General features: G+C 70.0%; 9 protein-coding genes. 5 read left to right on the top strand and 4 right to left on the bottom strand.

What is annotated here, in order from left to right; translation table 11 throughout:
- The gene (locus tag ACGFZA_RS05125) at nt 1–1,872 is read left to right on the top strand and encodes an ABC transporter ATP-binding protein (protein WP_385275868.1); all 1,872 of its coding nucleotides are present in this window, start codon (nt 1–3) and stop codon (nt 1,870–1,872) included.
- The gene (locus tag ACGFZA_RS05120; RefSeq protein ID WP_393677194.1) at nt 1,869–3,770 is read left to right on the top strand and encodes an ABC transporter ATP-binding protein; all 1,902 of its coding nucleotides are present in this window, start codon (nt 1,869–1,871) and stop codon (nt 3,768–3,770) included. Before ACGFZA_RS05125 ends, ACGFZA_RS05120 begins: the two co-directional genes overlap by 4 nt.
- A gap of 76 nt (nt 3,771–3,846) precedes the next feature.
- On the opposite strand, the gene ACGFZA_RS05115 is transcribed toward ACGFZA_RS05120, so the two are convergent.
- Nucleotides 3,847–4,251, bottom strand: coding sequence for a hypothetical protein (locus tag ACGFZA_RS05115; RefSeq protein ID WP_385275874.1), 405 nt, complete (start codon nt 4,249–4,251; stop codon nt 3,847–3,849).
- An 80-nt stretch (nt 4,252–4,331) separates the two neighbouring features.
- Nucleotides 4,332–8,372 carry an SGNH/GDSL hydrolase family protein gene (locus ACGFZA_RS05110; protein ID WP_393677192.1) on the bottom strand — a complete coding sequence of 1,347 codons (4,041 nt, stop codon included), beginning with the start codon at nt 8,370–8,372 and terminating at the stop codon, nt 4,332–4,334.
- Between the two features lie 1,166 nt (nt 8,373–9,538).
- Between ACGFZA_RS05110 and ACGFZA_RS05105 the strand changes: the two genes are divergently transcribed.
- Entirely contained in the window at nt 9,539–11,569 is a 2,031-nt protein-coding gene (locus ACGFZA_RS05105) for a M4 family metallopeptidase (protein WP_393677190.1), read from the top strand.
- Nucleotides 11,570–11,654: 85 nt separating this feature from the next.
- Here ACGFZA_RS05105 and ACGFZA_RS05100 read toward each other — a convergent pair whose 3' ends face one another.
- The gene (locus ACGFZA_RS05100; protein ID WP_393677188.1) at nt 11,655–12,878 is read right to left on the bottom strand and encodes an alginate lyase family protein; all 1,224 of its coding nucleotides are present in this window, start codon (nt 12,876–12,878) and stop codon (nt 11,655–11,657) included.
- A 234-nt stretch (nt 12,879–13,112) separates the two neighbouring features.
- A complete protein-coding gene (glgP, locus tag ACGFZA_RS05095; protein ID WP_393677186.1) occupies nt 13,113–15,716 on the bottom strand; it encodes an alpha-glucan family phosphorylase in 2,604 nt (867 codons plus the stop codon).
- Nucleotides 15,717–16,481: 765 nt separating this feature from the next.
- On the opposite strand from glgP, the gene ACGFZA_RS05090 reads away from it, so the two are divergent.
- Together ACGFZA_RS05090 and treS are read left to right on the top strand one after the other, a co-directional pair.
- Nucleotides 16,482–18,521 (top strand): alpha-1,4-glucan--maltose-1-phosphate maltosyltransferase, encoded by a 2,040-nt coding sequence (locus tag ACGFZA_RS05090; protein ID WP_393677183.1) that lies wholly within the window; start codon nt 16,482–16,484, stop codon nt 18,519–18,521.
- Complete coding sequence (treS, locus tag ACGFZA_RS05085) at nt 18,518–20,224, top strand: maltose alpha-D-glucosyltransferase (protein ID WP_385275892.1); 1,707 nt, start codon at nt 18,518–18,520, stop codon at nt 20,222–20,224. Before ACGFZA_RS05090 ends, treS begins: the two co-directional genes overlap by 4 nt.
- Nucleotides 20,225–20,322 lie beyond the last annotated feature (98 nt).

Below are 20,322 nucleotides of genomic sequence, written 5' to 3'. Positions count from 1 at the left end.
ATGCCCGAAGAACATGTAGAGCCCAAGGACCGGTCCGCCGCACAGACCCTGTTGCGGTTGTGGCCGTATGTGAAGCCGGTGCGGAACCGTCTGTTCGGCGCCGCCCTGATCGCGATCGTCGCGTCGTGTCTCGGCCTGGTGATCCCGCTCGTACTGAAGTGGATCGTCGACGGCCCGGTAGCCCACCAGGACCCGGGCGGCGTCTGGCTCGGTGCGCTGTTCCTGCTGCTGCTGGGGATCGCCGAGGCGGTGCTGTTCGGGGTACGGCGGTGGCTGGTGGCGCGTCCGCTGGCCGGCGTCGAGGCGTCCATGCGGGCCGACCTCTACCGGCATCTGCAACGGCTGCCGGTGGCTTTCCACGACCGCTGGTCCTCCGGTCAGCTGCTGTCGCGCGGCACGACGGATCTGATGCTGCTGCGGATGTTCCTGGCGTTCCCGCTGACTTTTCTGCTGGTCAACGCCACCACGATCCTGATCGGTTTCGTGATCCTGCTGCTCCAGGAGTGGACGCTCGGCCTGGTGCTGCTCGCCCCGGTCGTGCCCCTGGTGATCATCTGCTCGGTCTTCGAGACGAAGTACTCGGTGGTCGCGCGCAGGGCCCAGGACCAGGTCGGCGATCTCACGACGGTGGTCGAGGAGAGCGTGCTCGGCATCCGCATCATCAAGGGCTTCGGCCGGCACCGCAGCCAGGCCCTCGCCTTCCGGGCGCTCTCCCAGCGGCTGCGCACCACGGAGATCGGCAAGGCGCGGCTGCTCGCGGGCATCTGGGCACTCATCACGACGATTCCCGAGCTCGCGATCGGGGCGGCGCTGGTGCTCGGCACGATCCAGGTCGCGGACGGCGGCCTTTCGGCGGGGACCCTGGTCGCCTTCCTCTCCACGGCGCTGGCGCTGCGCTGGCCGGTCGAGTCGATCGGCTTCCTGCTGGCGATGAGCCAGGAGTCGGCGACGGCGACGGAGCGGTTCTTCGAGGTGATGGACGTGGCGGAGGAAACGGACACCGCCGCGTCCGGGAGCCCTGCCCCGGATGAGCGGCCCGAGGCCGGCGGCATGGTCTTCGAGGGCGTGGGCTTCCGATACCCGGACGCGGAGGAGGATTCCGTACCCGTACTGGCCCGGATCGATCTGCGGATCCGGCCCGGCGAGACGATGGCCCTCGTCGGGGCCACGGGGTCCGGGAAGACCACGCTCACCGCACTCGTTCCCCGGCTGCACGAGGCCACGTCGGGCCGGATCACGCTGGACGGCGAGGACGTCACCGCCATGTCGCGCGAACGCCTGCGCGAGCTGGTGTCGGTGGCGTTCGAGGAGCCGACGCTCTTCTCGGCGAGCGTCGGGGAGAACGTGCTGATGGGCGCGGGCGGCGCCGGCGAGGAGGAGTTGCGGCGGGCCCTGTCGGTCGCGCAGGCCGACTTCGTCCACGACCTGCCGCACGGCGTCGACACCCAGGTCGGCGAGCAGGGGCTCAGTCTCTCCGGCGGCCAGCGCCAGCGTCTCGCCCTGGCCAGGGCCGTCGTCGGCCGGCCGCGTTTCCTGGTCCTCGACGACCCGCTCTCCGCTCTGGACGTGCACACGGAGACGCTGGTCGAGGCGGCGCTGCGGCGCGTGCTGGAGGAGACCACGGCGATCGTGGTCGCGCACCGCCCGTCCACCGTGATGCTCGCCGACCGGGTGGCGCTGCTGTCCGAGGGCCGCATCAGTGCGGTCGGCACCCACCAGGAACTGCTGCGCAGCAACGCCGAGTACGCCTGGCTGATGTCCGGAGCGGGGGTCGCGGGCGGCGAGGAGCCCGCCGTCGTGCCCCGTGCGGACACGCCGGCCGATGACCTTCCGGGCGTGCACGCCCCTGCCGAGGAGAGCAGCACCCGATGACGAGCACCACGACCGGGCGTCCGACCGAGCCGGGCCCCGGCGACAGGGACGGGAGCGGGGATCCGCAGGCCCCGAAGGCGGCGGGCGCCCCGCCCGCCGAGCGGCCCGGCGACCCGTTCGACCGCGACGACCTGCCCACCCCGCGCGGCGCCACGCGCGCCCTGCTCGTCTCGCTGCTGCGGCCGCTGCGGGGCCGGGTCGTGATCGCCGCGCTGTTCCTGCTGATCCAGCAGGCCGCGGTCCAGGCGGGGCCGTTGCTCGTGGCGTACGCCATCGACAGCGGGGTGCCCGCCTTCCGGGACGAGGACTACGGGCCCCTGATCGCGGTGGCCCTCGGCTACGCGCTCTGCTCGGCCGGTGCGGGCGCCATGCAGTACGCCTTCATCCGGGCCTCCGCCCGGGTGAACCAGGACGTGCTGCTCGATCTGCGCGGCCGGATCTTCCGCCATGCGCAGGCACTGAGCGTGGACTTCCACGAGCGGTACACGTCGGGGCGGCTGATCTCCCGTTCGACGACCGATGTGGAGTCGCTGCGGGAGCTGCTCAGCGAGGGTCTCCAGGAGCTGATCGGGGTCGTCCTCTCGTTCGTCTCCATCTCCCTGATGCTGCTCTGGCTGGACTTCGGCACGGGCGCCGTCGCGGTGCTGTCCTTCGTCCCGCTGTACCTGCTGGTGCGCCTCTACCAGCGCCGGGCAGCGGTGATCTTCGCCTCGCGGTCGACGGCGATCGCCGCGGTCATCGTGAAGTTCGCGGAGACGATGAACGGGATCCGCCCCGTCCAGGCGTTCCGCCGCGAACCCGTCAACGACGGCGTCTTCCGGGAACTGAACCACGAGCACCGCCGCACGAACGGCGACGCGATGCTGGAGAACGCGCGTTACGTCGTCGGGTCCCGGCTGGTCGCCAACACCGCCGTGGCCGGAATCGTGCTGTGGGGTGCCTACCGCGTCGCCTCCGGAAGCCTCGCCCTCGGCGTGCTGGCCGCGGTGGTCCTGTATCTGCGACGGCTGTACGACCCGATCGACCGGCTCAGCATGTTCCTCAACTCCTACCAGTCGGCCGCGGCTTCGCTGGAGAAGATCGCGGGGCTGCTGGCCCAGACCCCCACGGTTCCGGAGGCCCTGGAGCCGCAGGAGCTGCCGCCGCTCACGGGCGGTCACCCGGGCCGCGAGGTGGTCTTCGACGGGGTGCGTTTCGCCTACCGCACGGGGGGTGAGGTGCTGCCCCGCTTCGATCTGACCGTACCCGCGGGCCAGACGGTCGCCGTCGTCGGTTCGACGGGCGCGGGCAAGTCGACGCTGGCCAAGCTGCTGGCCCGCTTCTACGACCCGACCGAGGGCCGGGTCCTGCTGGACGGCACCGATCTGCGCGACCTCGCCACCCCCGAACTGCGGCGCGGCGTGGTCATGGTGACCCAGGAGGCGTTCCTGTTCTCCGGCACGGTCGCGGAGAACATCGCGATCGGCAGCCCGGACGCGACCCGCGAGGAGATCGAGCAGGCGGCCAAGGCCATCGGCGCCCATGACTTCATCGCCGGTCTGCCCGACGGGTACGACACGGACGTACGCAAACGGGGCGGCCGTATCTCGGCGGGTCAGCGCCAGTTGGTGGCCTTCGCCCGCGCCCTGCTCGCCAACCCGGCGGTCCTGATCCTCGACGAGGCGACGAGCTCCCTGGACATTCCGGGCGAGCGGGCGGTGCAGCGGGCGATGGACACCGTGCTGCACGGCCGCACCGCGGTGGTCATCGCCCACCGCCTGTCGACCGTGGAGATCGCGGACCGGGTCCTGGTGATGGAGCACGGCCGCGTCGTGGAGGACGGCGCCCCGGCCGAACTCATCGGCGGCACGGGCCGGTTCGCCGGCCTGCACCGCGCCTGGCGGGAGAGCCTGGCCTGAGGAGGCCCCGCACCGCGCCCGGCGGACGGAGGCCGGGCCCGCCGCTCCGCTGGCGCCGGGGCGGCGGGGGAAGGCGTCAGGTGGGACGGCACTCCTTGAGAGGAACCGCCGTCCTGCTCGGACCGCCCCCTGCACCCTCCGGGAAGCGGATCGAGTAGCAGCGGTACGCGCGTGTGGCGGAGACGCCGAAGAAGCCGGTGTCCTCGTAGGTCGCGAAGAACCTGACGAGCGTGGTCAGCGACCGGTCCGACCGCGCGTACGAGACGAGGACACCCTGATACTGCCGGGCGGCGTCCTGCGCCCGCGCGCGGCTCGCGAAGCCGTTCCGCCCCTCGCCCCGCACGACGTCCTCGTACGACCGCACATGCCCCGCTATCTGTTCCAGCGCCTCCTGCTCACGGCGCTGGTCGGCGCTGTCCTGGCGGTGCGCCATGACCGTGAGCGTCCCCGCGGCGAGCAGCACCAGAACGACGGGGACCATGAGTGCCACCATGCAGCCGGGTGCCGGCACCCGGCCGCGGTGGGACCGCGACGGGGTGCCGGCAGAGAAGCGCGACCGATTCACCGGTCCTCTTGCCGGAGCGCGGCGGGGCCCAGCGTCATGAACGCCTGCGCGTAGGCGCCGGTGCCGGCCTTGTTCGGGTGGTAGCTCTCCCGGCTGAGGCAGCTGTCGCCCCAGAACCACCAGCACAACTGCGTGGCGTCGTCGTCGTGGTGGAAGTCGCCGTCACCGTTCGGTCCGGCCACCACTCCGTTGATCCCCTCCGTCGGATCGCAGATGCGCTTGCCCTCGAACGCGGACTGCGGGGACCGGTAGCGCACGCCATCGGCGGACATGGAGGCGGCCAGTGCCTTCTGCTGGTCCTCGAAGTACTGAGCCATGTCGTTCAGGATGACACGCTGGGCGGCGCTCACCAGTGTCGAGCAGGCTTCCGTCCGGCTGAAGAGCAGCGGGTATCCCATCAGGGAGATCGTCGCGTTCGGCGCCGCCGCGTGGATCTCGGTCATCAGATCCGCCGTCGCGGTCACGGCGTCGTCGATGTCCGCCTGCATCGACGCCTCGGAGGCACAGCCGTCGATGACACAGGTCTGGATCTTCTTGTCGAACCGGGCGTCGTTGCCCCCGATGGTCAGCATCACCAGGGTCGTGTCCCCGCTGAGCACACCCGAATCCACTTGCAGCTTCTCGTGGAAGTTCCCGTCGTAGCCCCAGTGCTCGTTGCCGTCCTCGTCATACGGCGTACCCGACCCCGCCTGCCATGCCTTGGCTCCGGAACAGGCGACGAACTGGAAGTCGAGACTCGCGTCGTAGCTGTCCGCGAGTGCGCCGACGGTCTGCGACTGGTCGGGGAGGGTCACCTTGCGCGGCCACGCGTTCGGGCTCCGCCGGCACGCGTTCCAGCTGTCCTCCCCGTGGTCGCGGTCGCTGACGTGGTAGTAGTCCCCCGAACCCTCGCCCGAGGTGTACGAGTCGCCCATCGCGACGACCATGTCCTGAGGCTTGCCGGCCAGCTTCTTGAAGGCGATCGAGGTGTACGCGACGTCCTCGTCGGCCGTTCCGTCGTCCGTGGTGTTCGTGAGCTCCACCTCAGGCGTTCCCGTGAAGTGGTAGACCCCGAGCTCGACCCAGGTGTTCTCCCCGTAGTGGGTGTTGAGGTAGCGCTCGCGGTCACCGCCCTCCACCCCGCGGATGGTGTAGTGGGCCTGCTGCGTGTGGGCGCCGGTGTCGGGGACGTGCACGAACACCCGGGACCAGCCGTTCAGGTTCTGGCCGAGGGTCCAGGTCCCCTTGACGGACATCACTCCGTTGTCACCGCCGAGGTGGGCGGCGTTGCGGGTGTGGGCGAACCAGAAGTGGCCGTCGTATCCGCCGCCTATCTGGTAGAGGTCGCCCTTCGCCTCGTACTGGCCGAGGCCGGGGCCGATCGAACCGTCGTTGTTGAACGTGAACGCGAAGCTCCCGTCATCGGTGCCGGTCGAACCGCAGGTGCTGTAGGTGTTCGTGTTGTCGGGTACGGAGTTCACGATCAGCGCGCCCGAGGGAAGGCTGCTGTCGGCGTCACCGGCGCAGACGGGGGTGCCGTGCTGGAGTCGGTAGCCACGGCCCGGTTCGGCGATCAGGGTCTGGTACTTGATGTTCTCGACACCGCACGTGGTCGCGCAGTCGCCCTTCCAGGTGACGTTGGACTCGTGCCACCAGTACTGCGTGTAGCAGTCCGCGTCGGGGCAGTCGGGCGGGTTGGCGGAGTCACAGTTGTTCTTGGAGTTGCAGAACGTGTCGAGTGGAGGCGTGGCCTGCGCCCGGTTGTACTTGGCGCTGCCCGGTTCGTTGTAGAGGCCGGTCGTGCCGTTCCAGTAGGCGGGCTGGAAGCCTGCGGAGGAGAAGCCGGACTCACCGGTCCAGTCCTGGCGTCCGGAGGTTGCGTAGGAGTAGCCGGCGTCGATGGACCAGGCGGCCCAGCCCAGCACCTTCTCCTCGTACGGCCAGTTCTGCGGATGCGCGGCGTCCTGGGCGGCGTTCGGGTCGATGTCGGTGTTCATGAAGGGCGAGCGGGACGGCGGATACACGGGGTTGGCGGGGTTGTTGTACCAGCCCAGGCCCCAGTTGCCGTTCTCCGACTCGGCGGAGCGGGGGTTGAAGCCGAGGTTGTAGTTCCACAGGGCGGCGAACCAGTTCTCGGGCCTGGACGCGGAGTCGTTGTTGACGGTGATCGTCTGCGCCGACTCGTGCAGTTCATTCCACTTGTCGGCAAGGATGTAGAGGGAGGCGGCGACGTTGACCGAGTAGTCGAGGGCGACCGCGCGCTGGGTGGAGACGAGGAGCGCCTTCTCGTCCTTCTTCTCGTATCCCGCGAGCCGCATGCCGTCGGTCACCTGGCCCACGCCGTAACCGCAGTCGGAGTTCGCCCAGTCGATCTTCCAGTAGGCCGCCGGGTCATCGCCCTTGTGGCCGTAGAAGCCGGCGTAGGAGGCGAGCGGGCTGCCCATCTGGCCCGGGATCGCGCCCGGCTCCGCCTGCCACAGGTTCGACTCCTGGGCCATCACGCCGAGCAGCACGTTGGCCGGGATGCGTCCGCCGCCCGTCAGCGTGGGGCGGGGGAAGAGCCCTTGCGGGTCGATGGTGCCCAGCCCGGTCTGGCTGCGCCAGCCGCCCTGGGTGATCCAGTTGGAGCGCAGTTCCCCGCGTACGGCCATGTCGACGGCCCACTCGACCTGGTTCGGTGTGGGCTGCAGCGCCTGGGAGTTCACGTCGTTGCGGGGCACCGAGCACCAGCGGTCGGTGTCGACCGGGTCGTTCGCCCTGCTGTCGGCCGCGGTGAGGGCGGCGGGGGCGGCGGTGCCGGTGAGCGAGGGGGACACCGAGGTGTCTCCTCTCTCCGCCGTGGTCTGCGCCAGGGACTGCGTGATCCTCGCGCCCGTGGTGGTGGCGGTGGAGGTCACGGTGGTCGGCTCGTCGCCGCCGACGGTGTCGGGCGCGGCGACGACCGCGCTCTCCGCAGGGGTACTGCTCCTGTCGAAGCCCTTGCCCGCGTCCTTGACGCGCGCGAGTCCGCGTCGGACGCCGGGGGTGAGTACGGGGTCGACGGCGAGCCGCCCCAGGGTGGAGACCTCTGCCTCGGCGGGCGCGTCCAGGAGCGTGACGCCCGAGTCGTCGAGCCGGGTGCCGGAGGGGCGTCCGGTCAGGAAGACGCGGCCCTCGGCGCCCTGGCGCAGGCCCACGTCGCCGAGCTCGCCCGAGGCGATCACGACGGGCTCGCCGCGCCCGCGCCAGAGCTTGGCGTGTGCGGCGGAGTCCCCCCGGCGGTCGAGGAAGGCGACATGTCCTGCGCCGGTGAGCCGGATGTCGAACGGCGGGCTGTCGGCGCTGGTGAGCGTCGTCAGCCGGCCCTTCCCGTCGAGGTGGACCAGATCGCTTCCGCGGGCGCCGACCGCCCCGTCCTCGACCGGGACCGCGCCGGTGATCTCTCCCGCGGTCACCGCCGAGCCGGCCGTCCTGCCGGCCGTGTCGACCGTCATCACCCGGGTCTTCGTCCTGGCCGGGTCGTTCATGTCGCGGAAGGCGGTGAACGCGGCCGTGTGGGTGACCGTGTTGCAGGACGGGTCGAAGTAGGCGAGCGACGCGGTGAACGGCAGCTTCACCACCCTGCCGGTGACGGTGTTGACGACCGCCGCGAACGCGCCGCCCTGCATCAGGTCGGGCTTGTTGACGAACGAGCGGGGCGCGTACACGACGGCGGCGTGACTGGCGTCCATCACACACTGGTTGCCGATCCAGGTGTCCGCCGAGACCGTCGGCTCGGCCAGGGAGGCGACGGTCTTCCACGCGTACGCGTCCGACGAGTCGGCGACGAGGATCTTCAGGCCGTCGCTGTCGGCCGCGCCGGTCACCGCCCGGTCCTTGGACGTCTTCCAGCCCGTGCCGAGCTTCTTTCCCGGATCGGCGACGCCCGCGGGCTGCGCGGACCGGGCGGACGGTTCGGAGGACGGTTTCGGTACCGGCGCCGTGGCGAGTGCCGGCGCCGCGGCCGGCATGAGGCCGATGACGGCCAGCGCGGCCGCCGTCAGCGCGAGGGATGGATGTGCTCTGCGTCTCAGCCTCAAGGATTCTCCTCGGTCCGGAAGCGAAGGTGACTGGACAGGCTCCGCAGCCGCCACGGTGCGTGTGACACCGGTGCGGCGGCGGAGAGTTCGGCGGCGTGCCGAGCCGGGCAAGCGGGCGGGCAGCCCGGCGCACAACTCGATGGCTGGGGCGGGAGGGTGGCCGGCGGCACGAAGGGGGCCTGTGGGACGAGGACGGTCACACCGGGCGCGTGAGCGCGCTCAGGCGCCGGTCAGCCGGCCCGGCGTGCGCAGGGCCGCGTGCCCGGTAAGCAACTGTGCGGTGGTGTGCCGGCGCGGGGGGCCGGGTTCCCGCCCCGGTGGGCAGCCGGTCCGGCGTCCTCTGCCCCGCTGCGGCAGACTGCCGGAACCGGCGTCACGGCGCCGCGCACACGGACGAGGGGCCGGGCGGGACGGACGACCGTGCCCGCTCCCGCCGCTGTTCTCACTGTCTTCCCGCGCACAGAAGCCCCCCCTGTGTCGAGTTGCCACCCGGCGAGTGCCGGGCCTCGGCTCACCGGAACGAACGGTGAGCGGTCGCGATCGAAGCGCTTGAATGATCGTCGAGTCAACAGCGAGGAGCAGCGGGGCAATCACCCCCGCAGGGATGACCTTCCTCCAAATCGGACATCTCCGGAGGGGCAAATCTGCCCACGCCCCCACATCCGCACGATGTAAAAGTTCGGCAAATCCGCCCGGCCCTCCACCACGCGTGCGGCGGCATGCGGACGCGCCGGGCGCACCCCCGCCGACGGCCCGCGGACCCGTCCGGGAGGCGCGGCCGCCCGGGAGGCGGCCGCGTCATGGCGCGAACAGCCCGGCCGGGCGCCGGACGGCGCGGAACGAGCCACAGTTGCCCGCCGTCTCGCCAGATGGTCACTTCCCGGTTCTTCACACTCTTTTCGAACACGTCACCGCGAGAGCGAACCTCAACGCCTCCTGCACATTCGGGCTTCCGGGCCTCCCGGGCAACATCGCGGCAATGATCGGCGAAACGTCCGCTTAACGAACATGACCATTCCGGCAACGGACGAATTCCGGCCAACTTGTTGACGCGGTCCTGACAGAGGCCGCTCTCTGCTGACACTCTTCACCCCGTTCTGCTCACTGCCTGCACTGTCCGGACGGCTCACCCCGCCGCCGGTACCCCCCTCGCAGAAGGAGTCCGCGTGAGATCCACGCTCAGCCGTCGTACCACCGCGACCGGCGCTCTGATAGCCGCAGCAGCACTCCTCGCCGTAGGAGTCCAGACCGGAACAGCCACCGCCACGCCGAGCGGCTCCGCACAGGCCGCCCCCTCGGCCTCACAGCCCAACCCCGGCGCGCTGGCCAAGCAGCTCTCGCCCTCGCAGCGCGCGGAGCTGATCCGCCGGGCGACCGCGAGCAGCGCGGCCACGGCCAAGGAGCTCGGGCTCGGTTCGCAGGAGAAGCTCGTCGTCCGGGACGTCATCCAGGACAACGACGGCACCACGCACACGCGTTACGAGCGCACCTTCGGCGGACTCCCCGTCCTCGGCGGCGACCTGGTCGTCCAGGAGTCGAAGGCCGGCGCGACCAAGAGCGTCACCAAGGCGTCCAAGACCACCTCGGCGCAGCTCAAGGCCGTCGACACGACCGCGGACGTCGCTCCGGCGGCTGCCGAGAAGCAGGCCGTCGGCCTGGCCAAGGCGGACGGTTCGTCCAAGGCCGCGGCCGACAAGGCGCCCCGCAAGGTCGTCTGGATGGCGTCGGGCACACCGCAGCTGGCCTACGAGACCGTGGTCGGCGGACTGCAGGAGGACGGCACTCCGAACGCCCTGCACGTCATCACCGACGCCACCTCCGGCGCGAAGCTGTACGAGTGGCAGGCCATCGAGACCGGGACCGGCAACACCGAGTACAGCGGCACGGTCACGCTCAACACGTCGGGTACGTACAACCTGACCGACACCACCCGCGGCAACCACAAGACGTACAACCTGAACCACGGCACGTCCGGGACCGGCACCCTCTTCTCCGGCACCGACGACGTCTGGGGCAACGGCCTCGCCTCGAACGCGGAGACCGCGGCGGCCGACGCCCACTACGGTGCGGCCGAGACCTGGGACTACTACAAGAACGTCCACGGCCGGAACGGCATCAAGGGCAACGGCGTCGGCGCGTACTCCCGCGTCCACTACGGCAACAACTACGTCAACGCCTTCTGGGACGACAGCTGCTTCTGCATGACGTACGGCGACGGCAGCGGCAACGCCTCCCCGCTCACCTCGCTGGACGTCGCGGCCCACGAGATGAGCCACGGTGTCACCTCCAACACCGCCGGCCTGAACTACAGCGGTGAGTCCGGCGGCCTCAACGAGGCGACCAGCGACATCTTCGCCACCGCCGTCGAGTTCTACGCGAACAACTCCTCCGACGTGGGCGACTACCTCATCGGCGAGAAGATCGACATCAACGGCGACGGCACCCCGCTGCGCTACCAGGACAAGCCGAGCAAGGACGGCGCGTCCAAGGACGCCTGGTACTCGGGCATCGGCAACGTCGACGTGCACTACTCCTCGGGTCCGGCCAACCACTTCTTCTACCTCCTCTCGGAGGGAAGCGGCGCCAAGACCATCAACGGTGTCTCCTACAACTCCCCGACCTCGGACGGCCTGCCGGTGACCGGCATCGGCCGCGCCAAGGCGGAGCAGATCTGGTTCAAGGCGCTCACCACCAAGTTCACCTCCACGACCAACTACGCGGCCGCCCGTACGGGCACGCTCGCGGTCGCCGGTGAGCTGTACGGCACGACCAGCGCCGAGTACACGGCCGTCGCCAACGCCTGGGCCGGCATCAACGTCGGTACCCGCCCCGGCGGCACCGACCCCGGTGGCACGGTGTTCGAGAACGCCACCGCCGTCTCCATCCCGGACGCCGGTTCGGCCGTCACCAGCTCCATCGCCGTCACCGGCCGCACCGGCAACGCCCCCAGCACCCTCAAGGTCGGCGTGGACATCACCCACACCTACCGCGGTGACCTGGTCCTCGACCTCGTCGCCCCGGACGGTACCGCCTACCGTCTGAAGAACTCCTCGTCGAGCGACTCGGCGGACAACGTCGTGGCGACGTACACCGTCAACGCCTCCTCCGAGGTGGCGAACGGCACCTGGAAGCTGAAGGTCCAGGACGTCTACTCGGGCGACACCGGGAAGATCAACAGCTTCAAGCTGACCTTCTGATCCGCACCCCCGGCATGACCCCGCGCTGATGCGTCGCAGCCGCCCGGGAGGAGATCCTTCCTCCCGGGCGGCTGCGCGCGTGCGGTCAGTTCGGGTTGCCCGCGTGGGTCAGGGTCTCCCAGGCGACGAACAGGTTGTTGGACCCGGCGGGCCGCTGCTGCTCGGTGAGGGTCTGGGTGTTCGTCATCGCGATGCCCATCCGGTTGTGCAGCGCGTTGAAGCCCACTTCGGTGACCGGTCCGAGGCTGTCCTTGAGCGAGCCTCCGCAGAGCGACGACGGAACGGCCGTCCCCAGCTGGTACTTGGCGTGCAGGCCGAGGGCGTGGCGCAACCGGTCGGCGACCTCCGGGTAGAGGTCCTGTCCCTGGATCCGGCTGGTCTCGGCGATGTGCGAGATGGCCGACAGGCCGTATCCGGTGTGGGTCAGGTCGCGGCAGGTCTCCTGCGCGAGGCCGTCCATGAAGGTCGACTGGCCCTGCCAGTAGTTGATGACCTTGTCGCGGGTGTCCAGTCCGCTGCCGGGCGCGGTCTTCGGCAGGGCGCCGTCCGCGGTCACATAGATGTACGCGGGGACGCGCCCGCGGAACTTGGCGACGGCCTTGTCGTACGAGGTGCGGTCCTCCAGGAAGACGGAGATGCCGATCGCGGCCTCGGTCATGCTCAGTTCCCAGTTGCCGTTGCTGTTCGAGCCGTTGATGACCTTCGGAAGGTAGACGGTACGCAGCATGGTGGCGAACCGGCCCGCGTTCGGCCAGCCGGTGTACGTGTACTTGATGATCTCGGCGGCCCGCGGCCAGGACGAGCCGGCCCAGCCGGTCTGGAGGGGGGCGTTGCTGTTGGTGTGGTCCTTGATCACCGCCGACCAGGCGTCCATGATCTCGACGGCCTTGGCGGCGTAGCGGCTGTCCTGGGTGATGTACCAGGCCAGCGAGAGGGTGTACGCGGCTATCGCGTCCTCGCGCTCGTCGGTGCAGCCGTAGTTGGGGTTGGAGTACGAGCCGCACTCCACGACGGCGCGGGGTTTCGCCGTGCGGCCGAGCGAGGCGTACTTGCTCGCCATCATCTGGTCGTACGCGCCCTTCCAGGGCTGCGCGCCGGCCTGCACCTTGGTGCGTACGAAGTCGAGCTGGGGGCGGCTGACCAGCACGCCGGGATGGGTGAAGGCGGCGGGGGCGGCGGCCCGCGCCGCTGCGGGTGCCTGGTCCGGAGCGGCCCGGCCGGCCGAGGCCGGGGCCATGAAGACGCCGGTGAGCAGGGCCGCGAGGGCGGTGGCGAGGCCGAGGCCGCGCCCGATGGTTCCGGTGCGCATGTGGGGGTGCCTTCCGGTGCGGAGGAGGTCCGCAACTCGGCCCGGAACAACGAAAGTTCACATCCGTGAACATCGGGCCGAGTTGTGAACTCTGCGATGAGTGAGGAACCTAAAGGCATCTCATGAACACGTCAAGGACGTGTGTTCAGAAGGCGAAGGACCGGCACGCACGCACAAAGGTCCGGCTCCCCCGGAAACCACCCGGGGGAGCCGGACCCTCGACCACGCGGGACGTCAGCGCATCAGCACGCCCGCTCCCTCGCCCGTCGCCTCCGTCGGCTGTGCGACCAGGCCCATTTCGGCGCCGGTGGCCAGCAGCCGGTGGGCCGGAAGCACCCGCACGGTGTAGCCGTACGGACCGGTGCGGTCGAGGGCGAGCGGGCCTTCGTACAGCCAGCGGCCCTCCAGGTCCTGACCGCCCGCCGGTTTCAGCGGGAAGACCTGGGCGTCCGAGATCGCGTCGGCGGAGTCGACGCGGCCGGCCACCGCCTGCACCTCCACGTCGTCCGGATCCAGCGCCCCGAGGGTGATCCGGACGCGCAGCGCCAGGGTGGAGCCCAGTTCGGCCGAACCGCCGGCCTCGGTGGGCGTCACCGCCTCCACGTGATCGACGGCCACCCGCGGCCAGGCGGCCCGGACCCTGGCCTTCCAGCCGGCGAGCTCCCGTGCGGCAGCGGCGTCCAGGGAACGGCCGGCCCGGGCCGCCGGGGTGTACAGCCGCTCCACGTACTCACGGACCATCCGGTCGGCGAGGACCTTGGGACCCAGCGTGCCCAGGGTGCTGCGGACCATCTCGATCCACCGCCCGGGGAGCCCCTCCTCCCCCTGGTCGTAGAAGCGCGGCGCGACCCGGTCCTCGATCAGCTCGTAGAGGGCACCCGCCTCCAGGTCGTCGCGCCGCTCCTCGTCCAGCGCGGAACCGTCGGCGGTGGGGATGGCCCAGCCGAAGTCCGGCTCGAACCACTCGTCCCACCAGCCGTCGAGGACCGACAGGTTGAGGCAGCCGTTGAGCGCCGCCTTCATCCCGCTCGTACCGCAGGCCTCCAGCGGGCGCAGCGGGTTGTTCAGCCAGACATCGCAGCCCGGGTAGAGCTTCTGGGCCATCGCCATCCCGTAGTCGGGCAGGAAGACGATGCGATGCCGGACCCGGGGGTCGTCGGCGAACCGGACCAGCTCCTGGACCAGGCGCTTTCCGCTGTCGTCGGCCGGGTGCGCCTTGCCCGCCACGACGATCTGGATCGGGCGCTCGGGGTGCAGGAGCAGCCCCCGCAGCCGGTCCCGGTCGCGCAGCATCAGCGTCAGACGTTTGTACGAGGGCACCCGGCGGGCGAAGCCGATGGTGAGCACCCCGGGGTCCAGTACGCCGTCGATCCAGCCGAGTTCGGCGGCCTGGGCGCCGCGGGTGAGCCAGGAGGCGTGCAGCCGCTGCCGCACCTCGGTGACCAGTTGTTCGCGCAGGGTGCGGCGCAGTTCCCAGATCTGCCGGTCGGGGATCTGCGCGGCGGCGTCCCACCGGCCGGGGGTGCCCCCGGACTCGGTGCGCAGCCGGTAGACCTCGGGGGCGACCCAGGTGGGCGCGTGGACCCCGTTGGTCACGGAGGTGATCGGCACCTCCGGGGCGTCGAAGCCCGGCCAGAGGCCGGCGAACATCTCCCGGCTGACGGCGCCGTGCAGCGTGGAGACGCCGTTGGCGCGCTGGGCGAGGCGGAGCCCCATCACCGCCATGTTGAAGACGCCCGGATCGCCGTCGGCGTAGGTCTCCATGCCCAGGTGCAGGATGCGGTCGACCGCGACACCCGGCAGTTCGCCGTCGTCGCCGAAGTGGCGGGCGACCAGTTCACGATCGAACCGGTCGATACCGGCCGGGACCGGGGTGTGGGTGGTGAAGACGGTTCCGGCGCGGACGGATTCCACCGCGGAGTCGAAGTCGAGCCCCGTTCCGGAGAGTTCCCGGATGCGTTCGAGCCCGAGGAAGCCGGCGTGCCCCTCGTTGGTGTGGAAGACCTCGGGGTCCGGATGGCCGGTGAGCCGGCAGTAGGTCCGCACCGCGCGCACCCCGCCGATGCCCAGCAGTATCTCCTGGAGCAGCCGGTGTTCGCTGCCGCCGCCGTAGAGCCGGTCGGTGACCTCGCGTTCGCCGGGGGCGTTGTCCTCGACGTCGGAGTCGAGCATGAGGAGCGGCACCCGGCCCACCTGGGCCTGCCAGATCTGGGCGTGCAGGGAGCGGCCGCCGGGGAGGTCCAGGACGACCTGGCTCGGCGTCCCGTCGGCCTCCCGCACGAGCGTGAGCGGGAGTTCGTTCGGGTCGAGGACGGGATAGCGCTCCTGCTGCCAGCCGTCGCGCGAGAGGCTCTGGCGGAAGTAGCCGTGACGGTAGAGCAGGCCGACGCCGACGAGGGGTACGCCCAGGTCACTGGCGGCCTTGAGATGGTCTCCGGCAAGGATGCCGAGCCCGCCGGAGTACTGCGGCAGAGCCGCCGTCACCCCGAACTCGGGCGAGAAGTAGGCGATGGCGGCGGGGAGCCCGTCGCCCTGGGCGTGTTGCTCCTGGTACCACCTGGGGCCGTCCAGGTACTCCCGGAGGTCGGCGGCCGCCTCGGTGAGCCGGCTGAGGAACTGCTCGTCCCGGGCCAGCTCGGCGAGGCGCCCGGCGGACACGGCACCGAGCAGACGCACGGGGTCGCACTCCGCCGTCCCCCCGGCCACGGGGTCGACGGCCTGGAAGAGCTCACGGGTCTCGGTGTGCCAGGACCAGCGCAGATTGCGCGCGAGGTCGCTGAGCGGTTGAAGGGGGTCGGGGAGGACGGGACGCACGGTGAATCGACGAATGGCCTTCACGTATTCCACCTTTACAGGGGACGTACGAATCCGAGGGGACGCACCGCTGTGTGCGCCGCTCCGTCACCCTCGACGGTATCGGCGCGCGGCGTCCCGCGGCCACGGCGCATGGCCGGCTCCGGGTGTGCGACCCCGGACGGTCCGGCCTCCCTGCCCCGGCACCGCTCGCGTCCGTCGCGCACCATTCGCAATTCCGGGCTCATCCGCCACAGGCGTTATGGCCGATTCCCTCACCTCGCGCGGCCTTGTGGGCCTCCGCGCCACAGGGAAAGCTGCCCTGTGGCGCCCGTACCGCCCCGCGTGCGCCGGTTCCGCGCAATCCGGCGCACGCGCGGCGGAGCCCGGCGCATTCGGATCGTCACAGGTACGACCGAGTAGTTAACACACCACCGGATTGGCCCACCGAGATCCGTGGGAAGGCTTCTCCGGTACCCGGAACGCATGCATTCGGATGAGAGCCGAAAACGATCCGTAACCGCCCTGAGCACGTTTCATCCCCCGTCCACCGGCGATCCGTACATGGTTCGTATGCAATCGGTACGGACCTCGTGCGCATTCGGTCCACAGGCGCGCACTGGACCACCGACATCAGCCATTCGAGTGCCATTCGAGTGAACGCGGACAGGAGCGGCCATGCCCACACCCCATCAGTCATCGACGGAGCAGCTAGAAAGGACCGAACCCCACCATCGCGGCGCGCGCGTCCCACCCTTCGCGCCCGCTTCGCGCCCTGTCGAGTCCGAGCTCCAGCCCCCAGGTGATTCCATGATCGGTCGCATTCCCGTCCTCGATGTCCAGCCGCTCGTCGACTGCGGCAGAAGGCCCGCCAAGGCAGTCGCCGGTGAAACCTTCCAGGTCACCGCGACCGTCTTCCGCGAGGGCCATGACGCGGTCGCGGCCGATGTCGTGCTGCGGGACCCGAGCGGGCGCCCCGGACCCTGGACGCCGATGCGCGAGCTCGCTCCGGGCACCGACCGCTGGGGCGCCGAGGTGACACCGGACGCGGAGGGGCGCTGGACGTACACGGTCGAGGCCTGGAGCGACCCGGTCACCACCTGGCGCCACGCGGCTCGGATCAAGATTCCGGCGGGGATCGACACCGCGCTCGTCCTGGCGGAGGGCGCCGAGCTGTACGAGCGGGCCGCCGAGGGCGTCCCGAAGCAGGACGGGCGCGAGGCGGTGCTGGCCGCGGTCGACGCCCTGCGCGACGAGTCCCGGCCGGCCGCCGCCCGGCTGGCCGCCGCCCTCGCCCCCGAGGCCGCCGCCGCACTGGCCCGTCACCCCCTGCGCGAGCTCGTCACCGCGTCGCGCCCGCACCCGCTCGTCGTCGAGCGCCGGCGCGCCCTGTTCGGCTCCTGGTACGAGCTGTTCCCCCGCTCCGAGGGCGCCAGGGTCGAACCGGCCAAGGCGCCCCGCAAGAGCCGTACGGGCAAGCCGGCCGCGGCCCCGAAGCCGCCCCGGATCATCAGCGGGACCTTCCGCACCGCGGCCGAACGGCTGCCCGCCGTCGCCGCGATGGGCTTCGACGTGGTCTACCTCCCGCCCATCCACCCCATCGGAACCACCCACCGCAAGGGTCCCAACAACTCCCTCTCCCCGGCCCCGCACGACGTGGGTGTGCCGTGGGCGATCGGTTCGGCCGAGGGCGGTCATGACGCGGTCCATCCGGATCTCGGCACGCTCGACGACTTCGACCACTTCGTCGAGACGGCCCGCACCCTGCGCATGGAGATCGCGCTGGACTTCGCTCTCCAGTGCTCACCCGACCACCCGTGGGTGGAGAAGCACCCCGAGTGGTTCCACCACCGAGCGGACGGCACCATCGCCTATGCGGAGAATCCGCCGAAGAAATACCAGGACATCTATCCGATCGCCTTCGACAAGGATCTGCGGGGGATCGTCACGGAGACCGTGCGCATCCTGCGTTTCTGGATGGATCACGGCGTACGCATCTTCCGGGTCGACAATCCGCACACCAAGCCGGTGATCTTCTGGGAAAAGGTGATCGCCGACATCAACCGCACCGACCCCGACGTGATCTTCCTGGCCGAGGCATTCACCCGCCCCGCGATGATGCGCACCCTCGCCGCCGTCGGATTCCAGCAGTCGTACACGTACTTCACCTGGCGCAACACCCGGCACGAAATCACCGAGTACGTGACCGAGCTGGCCGGTGAATCGGCCTCCGTCATGCGGCCCAATTTCTTCGTGAACACCCCCGATATCCTTCCCGGTCACCTCCAGGAGGGCGGCAGGCCCGCCTTCGAGGCACGGGCGGTGCTCGCGGCAACCCTCTCCCCGTCCTGGGGGGTGTACGCGGGGTACGAGCTGTGCGAGAACACCCCGGTCCGTGACGGCAGTGAGGAGTACCTCGACTCGGAGAAGTACGAGATCCGGCCCAGGGACTGGGAAGCCGCCGAGCGCGAGGGCCGTTCGCTTGCTCCGCTCATCACCGCACTCAACCGGATCAGGCGCCGCCACCCGGCGCTGCAGCAACTGCGTGACGTGCACTTCCACTCGTCGGACAACGACGCCCTGCTCGTGTACAGCAAGCGCTCCGGTTCGAACATCGTTCTGACGGTCGTCAACCTCGACCCGCACCACACCCAGGAGGCGACCGTCTCGTTGGACATGCCGCACCTCGGCCTCGACCGGCACGAGAGCGTGCCGGTGCGCGACGAGCTCACCGGCCATTCCTATCACTGGGGCAGGACCTTCTATGTGCGCCTGGAACCGGGCGTCACGCCCGCGCACATCGCGGTCCTGCGACCGTCCCCGCCGACCGGAGGGTCACCCACACCATGATCGTCAACGAGCCCGTCCACGACACCTTCGAGGACACCCCCGCCAAGGACCGCGATCCCGACTGGTTCAAGCGTGCCGTCTTCTACGAGGTCCTCGTCCGGTCCTTCCAGGACTCCAACGGCGACGGCATCGGAGATCTCAAGGGAATCACCGCCAAACTGGACTACCTCCAGTGGCTGGGCGTCGACTGCCTCTGGCTGCCGCCGTTCTTCAAGTCGCCTCTGCGCGACGGTGGTTACGACGTGTCCGACTACACCGCCGTGCTGCCGGAGTTCGGCGACCTCGCCGACTTCGTCGAGTTCGTCGACGCCGCGCACCAGCGCGGCATGCGCGTGATCATCGACTTCGTCATGAATCACACCAGCGACCAGCACGACTGGTTCCAGCAGTCCCGTACCGACCCCGACGGGCCGTACGGCGACTACTACGTCTGGGCCGACGACGACAAGCAGTTCCAGGACGCCCGGATCATCTTCGTCGACACCGAGACGTCCAACTGGACGTTCGACCCGGTCCGCAAGCAGTACTACTGGCACCGGTTCTTCTCCCACCAGCCCGACCTCAACTACGAGAACCCGGCGGTGCAGGAGGAGATCATCTCCGCCCTGCGCTTCTGGCTGGACCTCGGCATCGACGGATTCCGCGTCGACGCCGTGCCCTACCTCTACCAGCGCGAGGGCACCAACTGCGAGAACCTCCCGGAGACCCACGGCTTCCTCAAGCGGGTCCGCAAGGAGATCGACGCCAACTACCCCGACACCGTGCTGCTCGCCGAGGCCAACCAGTGGCCCGAGGATGTCGTCGACTACTTCGGCGACTACCGGGCGGGCGGCGACGAGTGCCACATGGCGTTCCACTTCCCGGTGATGCCGCGGATCTTCATGGCCGTACGGCGCGAGAGCCGCTACCCGGTCTCGGAAATCCTGGCCAAGACACCGGAGATCCCCGCGGGCTGCCAGTGGGGCATCTTCCTGCGCAACCACGACGAGCTGACGCTCGAAATGGTCACGGACGAAGAGCGCGACTACATGTACGCGGAGTACGCCAAGGATCCGCGGATGCGCGCCAACATCGGCATCCGCCGCCGTCTCGCTCCCCTGCTGGACAACGACCGCAACCAGATCGAGCTGTTCACCGCCCTGCTGCTCTCCCTGCCCGGCTCCCCGATCCTCTACTACGGGGACGAGATCGGGATGGGCGACAACATCTGGCTGGGCGACCGGGACGCCGTACGCACCCCCATGCAGTGGACGCCCGACCGCAACGCCGGCTTCTCCTCCAGCGATCCGGGGCGGCTCTACCTCCCCACGATCATGGATCCGGTCTACGGCTACCAGGTCACCAACGTCGAGGCGTCGATGGCCTCGCCGTCGTCACTGCTGCACTGGACGCGGCGGATGATCGAGATCCGCAAGCAGAACCCGGCGTTCGGGCTCGGCTCGTACAACGAACTGCCCTCCTCCAACCCCGCCGTGCTCGCGTTCACCCGTGAGCACGGGGACGATCTCGTGCTGTGCGTGCACAACTTCTCACGGTTCGCGCAGCCGACGGAGCTCGATCTGAGGTCCTTCAACGGGCGTCATCCGGTGGAACTGATCGGCGGGGTGCGCTTCCCCGCCATCGGTCAGTGGCCCTACCTGCTGACACTCGCCGGACACGGCTTCTACTGGTTCCGGCTCAGGAAGGACGCGCCGCCGAGCTGACAGCGGCCGGCACCTGCGGGGCGGTTTCCACCGCCCCGCACGGGGCACTCTTCCCCCCATATCGAGCACTTCCATCGCCTTCTTGGATCTTCCTGGCG

The organism is Streptomyces sp. NPDC048211, assembly GCF_043202315.1.
GTDB lineage: Bacteria > Actinomycetota > Actinomycetes > Streptomycetales > Streptomycetaceae > Streptomyces.
This window is presented reverse-complemented; position numbering and strand designations above follow the sequence as displayed.

Bases quoted from the DNA above. Each gene is read 5' to 3' on its own strand.
- treS (WP_385275892.1), top strand. From the start codon at position 18,518: ATGATCGTCAACGAGCCCGTCCACGACACCTTCGAGGACACCCCCGCC.
- ACGFZA_RS05100 (WP_393677188.1), bottom strand. From the start codon at position 12,878: ATGCGCACCGGAACCATCGGGCGCGGCCTCGGCCTCGCCACCGCCCTC.
- ACGFZA_RS05120 (WP_393677194.1), top strand. From the start codon at position 1,869: ATGACGAGCACCACGACCGGGCGTCCGACCGAGCCGGGCCCCGGCGAC.
- ACGFZA_RS05125 (WP_385275868.1), top strand. From the start codon at position 1: ATGCCCGAAGAACATGTAGAGCCCAAGGACCGGTCCGCCGCACAGACC.
- ACGFZA_RS05115 (WP_385275874.1), bottom strand. From the start codon at position 4,251: ATGGTCCCCGTCGTTCTGGTGCTGCTCGCCGCGGGGACGCTCACGGTC.
- ACGFZA_RS05090 (WP_393677183.1), top strand. From the start codon at position 16,482: ATGATCGGTCGCATTCCCGTCCTCGATGTCCAGCCGCTCGTCGACTGC.